This window comes from Streptomyces polyasparticus (genome assembly GCF_014493765.1).
GTDB classification, from domain to species: Bacteria; Actinomycetota; Actinomycetes; order Streptomycetales; family Streptomycetaceae; genus Streptomyces; species Streptomyces polyasparticus.
Genome location: NZ_JACTVJ010000005.1, coordinates 813697 through 827114, shown reverse-complemented (window position 1 = coordinate 827114; position 13418 = coordinate 813697). Strand labels below are relative to the sequence as shown.

The 13418-nt window shown below is 72.2% G+C and carries 6 protein-coding genes; all 6 read left to right on the top strand.

Annotation, left to right across the window (positions count from 1 at the left end; all coding sequences use genetic code 11):
• Positions 1-153: 153 nt before the first annotated feature.
• The 6 genes from H9Y04_RS11990 to H9Y04_RS11965 all read left to right on the top strand — a co-directional run bounded on the left by H9Y04_RS11990 (position 154) and on the right by H9Y04_RS11965 (position 13415).
• Complete coding sequence (locus tag H9Y04_RS11990) at positions 154-1482, top strand: hypothetical protein (RefSeq protein ID WP_187813717.1); 1329 nt, start codon at positions 154-156, stop codon at positions 1480-1482.
• Positions 1483-1607: 125 nt separating this feature from the next.
• Positions 1608-1847 (top strand): hypothetical protein, encoded by a 240-nt coding sequence (locus H9Y04_RS11985; RefSeq protein ID WP_187813716.1) that lies wholly within the window; start codon positions 1608-1610, stop codon positions 1845-1847.
• Positions 1848-2052: 205 nt separating this feature from the next.
• Complete coding sequence (locus H9Y04_RS11980; protein ID WP_187813715.1) at positions 2053-3327, top strand: MFS transporter; 1275 nt, start codon at positions 2053-2055, stop codon at positions 3325-3327.
• A complete protein-coding gene (locus H9Y04_RS11975) occupies positions 3272-6478 on the top strand; it encodes a type I polyketide synthase (protein ID WP_187813714.1) in 3207 nt (1068 codons plus the stop codon). Before H9Y04_RS11980 ends, H9Y04_RS11975 begins: the two co-directional genes overlap by 56 nt.
• On the top strand, positions 6475-12090 hold the full coding sequence (locus H9Y04_RS11970) for a MupA/Atu3671 family FMN-dependent luciferase-like monooxygenase (RefSeq protein WP_187813713.1): 5616 nt from the start codon (positions 6475-6477) through the stop codon (positions 12088-12090). Before H9Y04_RS11975 ends, H9Y04_RS11970 begins: the two co-directional genes overlap by 4 nt.
• 17 nt (positions 12091-12107) lie before the next feature.
• Positions 12108-13415: a M18 family aminopeptidase gene (locus tag H9Y04_RS11965; protein ID WP_187813796.1), complete on the top strand. Its 1308-nt coding sequence runs from the start codon at positions 12108-12110 to the stop codon at positions 13413-13415.
• The last annotated feature ends 3 nt before the right edge of the window (positions 13416-13418 follow it).

The window sequence follows — 13418 nt, the reverse complement described above, 5'->3', positions numbered from 1 at the left end:
CAGGCCCCGCTCCCCACGTATCGCATCCTGAATCCACACCCCGCATACCGTCTTCCAACGGTCCGGGCACGGGATCATCACGATGGCGGTCACGGCATGGAGCCCCGGCCCCGCACTGCCTACGGTGACGGTCTCCGGGGGGAGGCCGGTCGCATGCAACGCTCTTTCAGGCAGGGCCTGTTGATCGCGCTCATCTGCGTCCTCGTGGCGGGCTGCTTCGTACCGCCGCATCCGGCCTTCGGCGACGGTGAGTCCGTACCCGAAGAGACAGCGCGCGTCCTGCTGCCGGTGCATCCCCGGCGCGACGGGACCTGGGTGGTGAACTCACCCCGGGCCGGGCTGCTCGGCCAGGACCGCACCCTGGCTCTCCGCGGTACCGAGGACAGCCCTGGCCGGCGGTTGACGCTACCGGCCGAATTCGCGCTCATCTCCGACCGGCCCGGTACGGCGCACTCGGCGCTCGTCCGTGATCTGAACATGGTCCTGGTCGGCGGCAGGGAAGGCCACCCGGGGCCGAGCGCGATCGCCGGAGTGGACCTGCAACGGGGCCGTCTTTCCTGGCGGCACGAACTGCCACCGGGCAGCCGGGTCCTCATGGGGCAGGAGTCGTTCGAACGGGTGCTGGCCTCGACCTGCCGTAGCGGATCGTGCCGTGTCACCGCGTGGGAGGTCTGGTCGGGGCGGCGCCTGTGGTCGCGGGAACTGCCCGGGGCGGAGCAGGTACTCGACGGCTGCCACGCCGATGGCTTCCTGCTTTCCCCAGGCGACGACTGCGGCCCCTTTGTGGTCACCCGCGAGCGCGTCGGCAGGCTCGACACCGAGCAGGGCAAGCCGTATTGGATCGCGCAGGTGAAGCCGCCCCGGCAGGGCAGGATCGACCGGATCATGGGCCAGGACAGGCAGGTCGTCATGGCGACCGCCCCCGCCGAGGGAAGCTGCCGGGCCACGGTCCTCGCGTCACGGGACCCGTACACCGAGGGGGTCGACGGCTGGCAGCACTCCTTCGTCTGGCATCAGCCCCAGGCGCCCCTCGACCCTCACACCGGCTGCCGCTGGGATCGCGCACTGCCGCTGCTCTTCGGGACCACACTCGTGCTGCCGGACGTGCGGGGAACCCTGGTCGCCACTCCGTACCACCGCTTCGGGACCTCCCAGCGGCTGGCCCCGGGCGAGTATCTGTACACCAACGGCACTCTTCCCCTGATCATTCGCAGTGCCTCCCGCCCCGACCGATTGCTGCACCCCCGGCCCGGCGAGCGCGTACGTCCGCGAGGGCTCAGTCCGGCGGCGCGCATGGTGGCAAGAGACTTCTGGCAGGACGGCGAACGCCTGCGACTGTTCGGCTGGAAAGGCGAGACCCTGTGGGAAGGCCGCTCGACCTGTCGGGCATTCTCGCCGGCGCCGCCGATGAAGAGCGGCAGCTCGGTCCTGTACTGCGACGGCGACGACCTCGTGACCGTGTCACCGGCCCCCTCCGACTGACGGAGGGCCGCGGTGAGCGGGATCGCCAGAGGGCGGTGGTGGGGACGGCGGAGAGCACGGCCGTGGTCCCGGCCGGACCGTACTCATCGCCGTGCGCGGACTGCCGCCTTTGCTACGGCTCACCCGTGAACGGAGCGGAAGCGCGCGAGGAGCGGACCGAACCCGCCGGACCGGATCCGGTGGCGGCCGGCCACCGCAAGGGGCCGCGCCGCCGAGGTGAGGAGCTTCGCGGCCCCGCCGGACGCCTGCGCGGCGATGCGCCGGCCCTGCTGCGCCACGGCGCGAAGAGCCTCAGCGGGCTCTTCGGCGAGGCCGTGCGCGGACTGATGGCCGAAAGCCTCACTGGCCCCTTCGCGCGAACGTAACCAGAACCCCACGCGATCGGTCGGCGTTGCCGCAGATCGTGGCCGGCGGTATGCGGTGTTGTGTGCCGATCGGCCCCCACGGCAGGGCCGCCGCAGGTGATCGCTCTGCCTCTGCAAAGGGTTCGATTGCTCTTTGCGATCTTGTTGCGCGGTCCCGTTCGGCCCATCTAGTGTGCTGGGAACGTCAGTTCGGCGAGGGGCTCGCATGAAGGAAAACCGGTACCGCGTCCTGGTTGCCGGTTACGCGGTCTCCTCCTACGGCACGTTTCTCAACGTGGTCGCGCTCAACCTGTACGTGTACGCGGTCACGGATCGAGCCCTCGCGGTCGGCGTTTTCATGGCCGTGCGGCTCGCCGCGGGCTTCCTCGCCGGTCTCGTCGCCGCCACCGTTTTGTCCCGCTGGGCCGCCAAGCCCGTGATGCTCTGGGCGAATGTGGTCCAGGCGGCGGCTCTGCTGCTGCTCGTGTGCGCGCCCGACGGCATGCGCACCGCCTCGCTGTTCGTCGTCTCGGCGGTGATCGGCGGCGCCAGCACGCTCTTCATGGTGGCCTTCCGCAGCTCGATCCCGGACATGGTCGAGGAGGGCCGGCACACCTGGGCCAACTCGCTCATGGTGAGCGGCCGTTCGCTCGCGATGGTCGCCGGGTTCGCCTCCTCGGGCGTGGTCGTCTCGCTGCTCGGCTACACCGTCGCCTTCCTCGTCGACATGGTGAGCTTCCTCGTCTGCGCGGCCACGGTGGCGTTGCTGCAACTGCCCACCCGCGTACGGCCGAAGGAGAAGGAAGAGGCCAAGACGGGCGGCCGGCGGCTGCCGGCCAGCCTGGTCGCGCTCGGCGCCGCCCCCGTCATCGCCCTCATGGTGGCGCTGCGGGGAATCGACGCCCTCGGCTCCTCCTCGCACAACGCGGCGCTCCCCGTGTACTCCAGCAATCTGGACACCGAGAATCCCGCGGTGTTCGTCAGCGTCTTCTGGTGTGTGTGGGCGCTGGGCAATGTGCTGGTGCAGCAGGTGGTGCAGCGGTACGTGAAGAAGTCGGGCCGCTCGGTGGGCGCTCTGGGCTTCGGGCTCGGCACCATCGCCATGTCGGCCACCTTCATCCTCGCCTTCGCCGGGTTCCCCTGGGTCGCGGTCGTCGTGATCGCGCTGCTCGCGGGCGCCGCCGACGGCGTCACCGAAGTCTCGTACAGCTCGCATCTGCAGACCCTGCCGGCCGGTCTGCGGACCCATGCGTTCGGCCTGTCGGCAACCGTGGAGAACCTCGGCTTCGGCGTCGGCATGATCGCGGTCGCGGCCGCGCTGGACGTCTTCTCGCCGCTGGCCGTGGTGGGTGTCGCGCACGGCCTCGCCATCGTGGTCGCGGTGGCCTTCGTCGTGCAGGTCCTGCGGCAGCGGTCGCGGGGGAGGAACGGGGAGGGAGTCGGCGATGACGGACCGGCGCGTGGCGGTAGTCGGGATGGCGCTGAGGTTTCCGGGAGCTGACTCGCCCGAGGTGTACTGGCGGGACATCGCCGCCGGTGTCACCCGCGTACGGAAGTTCACGGAGGCCGAGTTCGCGGCGGCCGGAATACCCGAAGAGACCTACCGCGAGCCGGAGTTCACGGGCGCGAGCGCGCTGCTGCACGGGATCGACGGCTTCGACGCCGCGTTCTTCCGGATGAGCGGGCGCGAGGCAACGGTCACGGACCCGCAGCAGCGCCTCTTCCTGGAATGCGCGTGGCACGCCCTGGAGGACGCCGGATACGCGGGCACCGGAGCGCGCGTCGGGGTGTACGCGAGCGTCGGTTACCGCCTGTACTCGCTGCACAGCTATCTCGCGCAGAACATCGACACGGACCGGTGGGCCGAGGACTGGACGGCCACCAAGCAGATCCAGGTGGGCAACTACCCGGATTTCACGGCCAATCGGGCCGCGTTCCGGCTCGGCCTCGACGGCCCTGCGGTCAATGTCGCCACGGCCTGTTCCAGCGCCCTCGTCTCGGTCCACCTGGCCTGCCAGGCACTGCTCGCGGGCGACGCGGAGCTGATGGTGGTCGGCTCGGCCGCGCTGCATCTGCCGCAGATCACCGGACACCGGCACGTCCGGGGCTCGACGCTCTCGCCCACCGGCGCGGTCCGCGCCTTCGACGCGGAGGCCGACGGCACGGTGGGCGGCAACGGGGTGGCCGCGGTGGTGCTCAAGCCGCTGGAGCGCGCACGTGCCGACGGGGACACCGTGCATGCGGTGATCCTCGGCTCGGCGGTCACCAACGACGGTGCGGACAAGGCCGGTTTCGCCGCTCCCGGGGTCGCGGGGCAGCGCGACGCGGTGCTCGGCGCACTGGAGTCGGCCGGGGTGACGGCGGAGTCGATCGGCTACTTGGAAGCCCATGGGACGGGCACCTTGAAGGGCGATCCGATCGAGTTCACCGCGCTCACCGAGGCCTTCCGGCGGCACACCGGCCGCAAGGGCTTCTGTGCGCTCGGCTCGACGAAGCCGGCCATCGGGCATCTGGACAGCGCCGCGGGCCTGGCCGGCCTGATCAAGGCGATCCTCGTGCTGCGCCACGGCGTCGTACCGCCGCTGGTGAACTACACCCGGCCGAACCCCCGGCTCGCCCTGGAGGACAGCCCGTTCGTGCTGCCGCGCGCCACCATGCCCTGGCCTCTCGCCCCCTCTGCCCCTCGCCGTGCGGGCGTGCACTCCATCGGCATGGGAGGCACCAACGCGCACGTGATCCTGGAAGAGGCGCCACCCGCGCCTCGCCGTGAACAGCACTCGCCGTCAGGCGAGCAGGACGCTGTGCCCGGCCTGCTCCCGCTGTCCGCCCGCGACCCCAAGGCCCTTGAGGAGTACGCCCGTTCCTTCCATACGGCGCTGATACGGGACCCGGGGCTCGACCCCGCCGATCTCCTGACCACGACCGCCCTCGGCCGCGGTCACTTCGAGCACCGGCTGGTGGTGACCGGCTCGGGGACACGCGGGCTCGCCGAGGGCCTTGAGGCGTTCCTCGCCGGGCGGCCCGCGGATGCCTTGTACCGCACCGGCGTGGTGAACGGCGAGGTTGGTCCCGTGTTCCTGTTCAGCGGGCAGGGCGGGGCCGTACCGGGCATGGCGGCCGCGCTCGCCGAACGCTTCCCGGTCGTGGCCGAGACCCTGGACCTCTGCGCACGGATCCATCGCGACGAGACCGGTGAAGAGGACTTCCTGGCGCGGCTCGTCGCGGGCGAAGGGCCCGGGCGGTGGGACACGGCGTTTGCGCAGCCGGCCCTGTTCGCCTTCCAGATGGCGCAGGCCCGGCTGTGGCGCCGGCTCGGGGTGCGTCCCGCGGCGGTCGCCGGGCACAGCGTCGGCGAGTACGCGGCCCTGTGCGTGGCCGGGGCGCTGTCACTCGAGGACGGCATGCGGCTCCTGTGCCGCAGGGGCCGGCTCATGCAGGACACCGAACCCGGGGCGATGCTCGCGGTGTTCGCCCCGTACGACCGCGTCCGGGCGCTGCTCGACGCGCTCGACGGCTCCGTCGAACTGGCCGTGTCGAACGGGCCCGCCCACCATGTCCTGGCCGGCCGCCCGGAAGCCGTCGCGGCGGCACGCGCCCGCCTCACCGATGTCCCCTGCGAAGAGCTCCCGGTCGACCGCGCCTTCCACTCCGCACTGCTCGCCCCGGTACTCGACGAGCTGCGCACGGTGGTGGAGAAGAGTGAACTGCGGGCGCTGGACGTCGAGTTCGTCTCAGGGCTCGACGGCCGGGTGCGCGCCCCCGGTTGGCGACCCGACGCCGACTATCTGGTCCGCCAGGCCCGGCACACCGCCGACTTCGGCGCCGTCCTGCGGGCGCTCGCCGACCGCTCCGTACTCCTCGAACTCGGCCCCGGCGCGCCCCTGACCGGTATGGCGCGACGCGCGCTGCCCGAGGTGCCGTGTCTGCCCACGCAGGGGCGGGCGCGCGGCGTCACCGGCCTCTGGGCGGCCGTGGCGGGACTGCACTGCGCCGGAGCCGAGCTCGACTGGGACGCGCTCCTGGCCGGCTGCGGGGGTCGCCGGATCCCGCTGCCCACCTACCCCTTTCACCACCGCTCCTACTGGACGGGCACGCCGCCCGCTCCCGTACCGCAGAAGGAGATGTTCTCAGTGGACTCCTCGACCGCACAGGACAGCACTGTTCTGGCCCGTGTGCGCGAACTCGCCGCACGCCAGCTCGGCTTCGACCTCGCCGAGGTGACGCCGGCAGGGACGTATGTCGGGCTGGGCGCCGACTCTCTGCAACTGATCGGCATGCTGCGGCAGCTGGAGGCCGAGTTCGGGGTCAGGATCGCGATACGCGAGATCCTGGAGGAGGCGGGGACGCCCGAGCTCACCGCGCGCCTGATAGCGGAGCGCAGGGAGCGGCCCGTGCCGGCGCCGCGGGCCGAGGTGATCACGCCCGCGAAGACCGAACCGGCCGTGTCCACGGCGACTGCAACCGCCGCGCCCGTGACGCCTGCCCCGCCCGTCACGCCCCCGCAGGATCCGGCCGCCGGCACATGGGCCACGCGCGCCGAGATCGCCGAACTCACCCGGCAGGTCAATCTGTTGGCCGAGACGCAGGCGGCGATGCTGACCCAGCTCTCGGAAGCCGTTGCCCTGCTGGGCGCGGGACGTGCGGCCGAATGAACACCACAGCGGCGGACCGTGCCGCCGAGCTCTCACGAGCCCTGACGGAACAGCTGAACCGCGCCAAAGAGGCGAAGGCCGAAGCGCAGGCAACGGAGATCACCGGCGCCGAAGTGCACGGCCCCCGCGTGAGCCTCCCCGAGGGCTCCGGCATGGCGGGGGACCGGGCCGACGAGCGGCAGCGGGCCCATGCCGCCCAGCTCGCGCGGGAGTTGAGCGAGCGCACCCGTACCTCCAAGGAGACGGCGCAGCGGCAGCGTGCCGTGCTCGCCGACAGCCGGGCCGCGGTGGGCTTCCGCCGATCCACCAAGGAGACCCTCTACCCGCTCGCGGCCCGGTCGGCCCGCGGGGCCCGCCTGACCGATGTCGACGGCAACGACTACACCGACATCACCATGGGTTTCGGCGCTCTCCTCTTCGGCCACGAACCCGAGTTCGTCACCGAGGCCGTGCAGGCGCATCTCGCGAACGGCCTGAGGTTCGGGCCCCGGCCCGTCGAGGCCGGTGAGGTCGCCGAGCGGCTCGCCCGCCTGACCGGACTGCAGCGCGTCGCCTTCGCGAACTCCGGCACGGAGGCGAACTCCGCCGCGATCCGGCTCGCCCGCGCCGCGACCGGACGCGACCGCGTGGTGATGTTCCGCGGCTCCTACCACGGGCACATCGACACGGTGCTCGGCCGCCCAGGACCCGACGGCCTGCGGGCCGTTCCGGTCTCGCGCGGCATCCCGGAGAACGCGGTCGCCGATCTGCTCGTCCTCGAATACGGCAGCCAGGAGGCCCTGGACACCATCGCCGCCCACGCCGACACGATCGCCGCCGTGGTCGTGGAGCCGGTGCAGTGCCGCAACCCAGGCCTGCGTCCGCTCGCTTTCATGGCGCAGCTGCGGGAGCTGACCGAGCGGCGCGGCATCGTCCTGCTCTTCGACGAGATGCTCACCGGCCTGCGCCCGCACCCGCGCGGCGCACAGCACCACTTCGGCGTGGTCCCCGACCTCGCCACGTACGGCAAGGCGCTCGGCAGCGGCTTCCCGATCGGCGCCATCGCAGGCCGCGCCGACCTGCTCGACGGCGTCGACGGCGGCTACTGGCGCTACGGCGACGACAGCCGCCCGGAGGCCGAGACCACGTTCTTCGGCGGAACGTATATGCAGCATCCGCTGTCGATGGCCGCCGCCAAGGCCGTGCTCACCCACCTGGAGGCGGAAGGTCCCGCGCTCCAGGAAGGGCTCAACGCCCGCACCGACGCACTCGCCCACGACCTCAACACCTTCTTCCGCGAGGAGGAATTCCCGCTGGAAATGGCCCATTTCGGGTCCATGTTCCGCTTCAAGCACCGCGCCGACATGGAGCTGCTCTACCAGCACCTGCTTCTGCGCGGGGTCTACGTATGGGAATGGCGCAGCTTCTATCTCTCGACCGCCCACACCGACGCCGATGCCGAACGGGTCGCTTCCGCCGTCAAGGACTCGCTGCGGGCCCTGCGGACCGGCGGCTTCTTCCCGCGTACGAGCCCCGCCCCGCGTCCGGTCCCGCGCCCCGCACCCCAACCGGCGCGCCCCGCTCCCGACTTCGGTGTCTACTTCTTCGGGGACTACCCCGACAGCGAGGACACCTCGGAGGCGTACGAGCGGATCGTCGGCACCGCGCGCTTCGCGGACGAGCGGGGCTTCAGCTCGGTGTGGATCCCCGAGCGGCACTTCCACTCCTTCGGCGGCCTCTTCCCCAACCCGGCCGTGCTCGCCTCGGCCCTGGCCCGTGAGACGGAGCGGATCCGCCTGAACGCCGGCTCCGTGGTCCTTCCGCTGCACGACCCGGTGCGGGTCGCCGAGGAGTGGGCGGTCGTGGACCGGCTCTCCGGCGGGCGGGTCGGGCTCGGCTGCGCGACCGGCTGGCACGCGCAGGACTTCGCCCTGCACCCCGACCGTTTCGCACGCCGCACCGAGGTGGCCTTCGCGCACCTGGACGAGGTCCGTGCGCTGTGGGCCGGCGGCACGGTGCGGCGGACGAGCGGTGACGGCAGTTCCGTCGACGTCCGCACATATCCGCGTCCCGTACAGGAACAGCCGCCCCTCCATCTCGCGACCTCAGGGCGGCGTGCCTCGTACGAGGAGGCGGCCCGCCGCGATCTGGGCATCGTCACGAACCTGATGCACCAGACCGTGCCCGAACTCGCGGAGAACATCGCCCACTACCGCGCCACACGCGCCCGGCACGGCCTCGACCCGGACGCGGGCCGGGTCACCGTCCTGCTGCACACCTACCTCGGCGAGGACCACACCACCGCCCGCGAGCAGGCCCGCGAACCGATGCTCCGCTATCTGCGCTCCTCGCTGCAGATGCGCTCCGCCGCCGGCGCCGTCGCCGACGGGCCCGAGCAGGTGGCGCAGGCGAGCGACGAGGACCTGGACTACCTCTTCCTGCGCGCCTACGACCGCTACTGCGACGAACGCGCACTCATCGGCACCCCTCAGACCTGCGCCCCGGTGGTGGCGGCTCTGCGAGCGGCCGGGGTCGACGAGATCGCCGCGCTGGTGGACTTCGGGATGCCGGGGGACCTGCTGCGGTCCGGTCTCGAGCACTTGGACGCGCTGCGGATCGCCGCTCAGGACGAGGACTCCGAAGCGGTGGGGGCTGTCCGGGCCGCACCCGAGTCGAGCGCCCCCGCGACCGCCGCCCAGCGCAGGCTCTGGCTCGCCGCCCAGCTGATCGGTGACCGCTCCGCGTACAACGAGATCCAGTCCGTACGCCTGCACGGCAGGCTCGACGTCCCGGCGCTCACCGCCGCCGTCGACGACCTGGTCGACCGGCATGCGGGACTGCGCACCGTCTTCCGCGCGGGCGGCGCCGACGGCCTGCTCCAGCAGGTCGTACGGGACGCGCCCCGCGCCTCGCTGACGGTGACCGACGTACGGGGGCAGGACTCCGGGACGGCGATCGCGCAGGTGCTGCGCGAGGAGAGCACCAGGCCCTACGACCTCGCCGAAGGGCCGCTGTTCACGCCCCGGCTGGTGTCGTCGGCCGACGACGACCATGTTCTGGTGCTCGGCCTGCACCACCTGATCACGGACGGACATTCGGCGCGGCTGCTCGCCGACGATCTGCAGGAGTTCTACACGGCGCGCGTGGAGGGCCGCCCTGCGCGCTTCGACGGGCCCGCGGGCACCACGCTCGAAGCGCCCGAACCCCCCACGGGGAACGAGGACTTGGAGTGGTGGCTGAAGTACCTGGCACCGCTGCCGCCCGTCCTCGCCCTGCCGACGGACCGGCCGCGCGGCCGCCGCGTGACGGGCGCCGGTGCCGCGGCCGAACTCGACCTCGACGCCACCCGGTCGCGTGCGCTGCAGGAGTGGAGCGGCCGGCACGGCGTCACGCTGTTCGCCACGCTCCTGACCGCCTGGCACCTGGTGCTGCGGGAACGCTCCGGGCTCGACGAGTTCCTCGTGGGCTCCACGTTCGGACGGCGCGCACCCGGCGCCGAGCACACCGTCGGCTTCCACGCGGCGGTGCTGCCGCTGCGCGCCGCGCTCACGGACGGGATGCCGGTGGCGGATGCCGTACGGGCCACACGGGACGCCCTGTTCGACGCCGACCGGCACCAACACGTCGACCTGGACGAGCTGTTGACCCGGATCCATCCTGACCCGGGCAATCCGCGCCCGCTCATCGCGGTCTCCGCGGACCTGGACACGGCGCCGCTGACCCGGATCACGCTGCCGGGCCTGAGGGCCGGGCAGACCGCGGGCGGCACCTCGTCCGCGCCCCTGGAGCTCGCCCTGATGGCGGTGCGCACACCGAGCGGCCTGCGGCTGCGGATCCGCTACGACTCCGATCTCTATGACGCCGGGACCGCACACGGGTATCTGGAGGACCTGGACCGGGTGCTGTCCGCGCTGACGGAAGGCGGGGCGGAGTTCGTACGGGACACCCGTGCGAAGCCCGCTCGCGAGGAGTGGGCGGACGCGGCGCCCCAGGTCGAGGAGAGCCACCAACTGCCGTCAAGCATCGAGCGGTTGCGTCACATCTGGCAGACCCTCCTCGACGTCGACGAGGTGCCGGACGAAGCCAACTTCTTCGATCTCGGCGGCAACTCGATCCTGGCGATCCGGCTCGTGAACCGCGTCCGGGACGAGCTGGGGGCCGAGGTGCCCCTCGCGGAGTTCTTCGCCGACGCGACGTACGGGGCGATGGCGCGTCGGCTCGACCTGACGAGCGGCGAGCCTCGGCGTGCGGAGGGGGACACCCCCGAGGCCGTCGTCGACCGCGCCCCCGTCAGCCCCCAACAGGACCGCATGATCGCGGGCCACTACGGCTTCCCGCAGGCTCAGGTCTGGAACATCCCCACGCGTATCCGCTTCAAGGGCGACCTCGACCCGGACGCGCTGCGCACGGCGCTGGGCCAACTCGTCGAGCGCCACCATGCGTTGCGCACCCGCTACCACCAGGACACCGACGAGGCCTGGTGGCAGGAGGTGGTCGCCGCACCCGCGCCCAAGCTGCGCGTCGACGACCTGTCACGACTCGCCCCGGACAAGGCGCGGGCCCGTGCCGACGCGGTCTGCCGGCGCCTGGCGGCCGAGCCCTTCGACCTGACCGTGCCCACCTTTCCGCGGACCCGGCTGCTGCGGGTGACGCAGGACGAGTGGGTGCTGATGTTCGTGCTGCACCACATCAGCGCCGACGGCTGGTCCGTCTCCGTCCTCGTACAGGAGCTGGCCGAGCTCTACACGGCCGCCGCCGCAGGCGTTCCGCACACGCTGCCCGCGCCCTCCCTACAGGCCACGGATTACGCACGCGAGCAACTCGCCCTGTACGACAGCGCGGCGCAGGCGCGCCGCGCCGCGTTCTGCGCCGACTATCTGCAGGGCGTGCCCTGCCGCCTCGACACCCCCACCGACCGGCCGCGTCCCGAGCGGCTCAGCGGTGACGGCGGCACGGTGCGGGGAACCGTGTCCGGGCCGCTGCGCGCAAGGATCGAGGAGGTCGCCGCCGCCGCACACATGACGCCGTTCGCGGTCGCCGCGGCCGCGCTCGGTGTGCACCTGGCCCGGCTGGCCGGCGAGCGGGACGTCCTGCTCGCCGTCCCCTACGCGAACCGGGAGGGCACGGCCGCCGACTCGCTCGTCGCGATGGTGTCCACCTCGGTGATGGTGCGCGTACGGATCGAGCCGGACGAGTCCTTCGCCGAGCTCGTGACGCGGATCGGCGCCGAGTCGCTGGCCGTCATGGCCCATGTGCTGCCCACCGCACGCATCATGCAGGCGATGCGGGACGCGGGCGCGGAAGAGGTGCCTGACCGGGTGCCGAACGTCCTCGCGTTCCAGAACTACGCCGACACCGACGTCGAGATCCCCGGGCTCGGCATCGAGGTCGAAGACCTCGCGCCACCGGTCGCCCGCGCCGAGCTCGTCTTCGGACTCTCGCCGCGCCGCGACCCGGCGCGCGGTATGCGCACCTTCCTCGAATACTCGGCCGACCTGTGGGACGAGGAGAGCGCCGAGCAACTCCTCTCCTCCTACATCACGCTGGCCGACGAGCTGTGCGCCCGTCCCGAACGGCCCCTGGCGGCCTGGCTCCACCCTCTCCCGACGAACCAGGAAGCGGATTCCCTATGACAGTGTCCGGCAACGACATGACCGTGTCCGGCGAGGCGGAAAGGACGCGACCCGCCGCGGACGACCACGTGACCGACCTCCTCGCGTTCCTGCGCGACAGCCCCTCGCCCTACCACGCGGTGGCCCAGGCGGCGCGGCGCCTGGAGAAGGCCGGTTTCACCGAGCTGACCGGGACCGAGAAATGGACCGGCAGCGCGGGCGGCCGCTACCTGGCGAAGGGCGGTGCGCTGATCGCCTGGTACGTCCCCGAGGACGCGCCCGCGCACGCCCCGTTCCGCATCATGGGCGCGCACACCGACTCACCGAACCTGCGGGTCAAGCCGACTCCCGACACCGGTGCGGCCGGCTGGCGGCAGATCGCCGTCGAGATCTACGGCGGCGTGCCGCTGAACACCTGGCTCGACCGTGACCTCGGCATCTCCGGCCGGCTCACGCTGCGCGACGGCAGTCAGCCGCTCGTCCTGCTCGACGAACCACTCCTTCGCGTACCGCAGTTGGCGATCCATCTCGACCGCGGTGTGAACGACGGACTCGCCCTGGACCGTCAGCGCCAGACCCAGCCCGTCTGGTCGCTCGGCGCCCCGGAGCAGGGCGCGCTGCTCGCCCGCGTCGCGCGGGCCGCCGGGATCGACGCGTCCGATGTGCTCGGCTGGGACCTGATGCTGCACGACACACAGGAGCCCGGGCTGCTCGGTGCCCGGCGCGAGTTCCTGGTCTCGTCCCGCCTCGACAACCTGGTCTCGGTGCACGCGGGCGTCACCGCGCTGATCAACTCCGTCGGGACGGCCGGCTCCCGGATACCGGTGCTCGCCGCCTTCGACCACGAAGAGGTCGGCAGCGGATCCGAGACCGGCGCCCAAGGGCCGCTCCTGGAAAGGGTGTTGAGTCGCTCGGTCGCGGCGCGCGGCGGCAGCAGGGAGGACTGGGAGCGGGCGCTCGCCGACGCCCTGTGCGTCTCCGCCGACATGTCGCACGCCATCCACCCCAACTACGCCGAGCGGCACGACCCCGACAACCACCCGCTGCCCAACGGCGGCCCGGTGATCAAGGTCAACGTCAACCAGCGGTACGCCACCGAGGGCACCGGCTACGCCGCGTTCGTCTCCGCCTGCGAACGGGCCGGGGTGCCCTGGCAGCGGTTCGTGTCGAACAACGCCATGCCGTGCGGCACGTCCATCGGCCCGCTCACCGCCGCCCGCCTCGGCGTCACGACCGTCGACGTGGGTGTGCCGGGTCTGTCCATGCACTCGGCCCGCGAACTCGTCGGCACCCACGATCCGGGCCACCTGGCGCGTGCGCTGGGCGCGTTCGTGACGGCCGGGTGAGGG

Bases quoted from the DNA above. Each gene is read 5' to 3' on its own strand.
- H9Y04_RS11965 (WP_187813796.1), top strand. From the start codon at position 12,108: ATGACCGTGTCCGGCGAGGCGGAAAGGACGCGACCCGCCGCGGACGAC.
- H9Y04_RS11970 (WP_187813713.1), top strand. From the start codon at position 6,475: ATGAACACCACAGCGGCGGACCGTGCCGCCGAGCTCTCACGAGCCCTG.
- H9Y04_RS11990 (WP_187813717.1), top strand. From the start codon at position 154: ATGCAACGCTCTTTCAGGCAGGGCCTGTTGATCGCGCTCATCTGCGTC.
- H9Y04_RS11975 (WP_187813714.1), top strand. From the start codon at position 3,272: ATGACGGACCGGCGCGTGGCGGTAGTCGGGATGGCGCTGAGGTTTCCG.
- H9Y04_RS11980 (WP_187813715.1), top strand. From the start codon at position 2,053: ATGAAGGAAAACCGGTACCGCGTCCTGGTTGCCGGTTACGCGGTCTCC.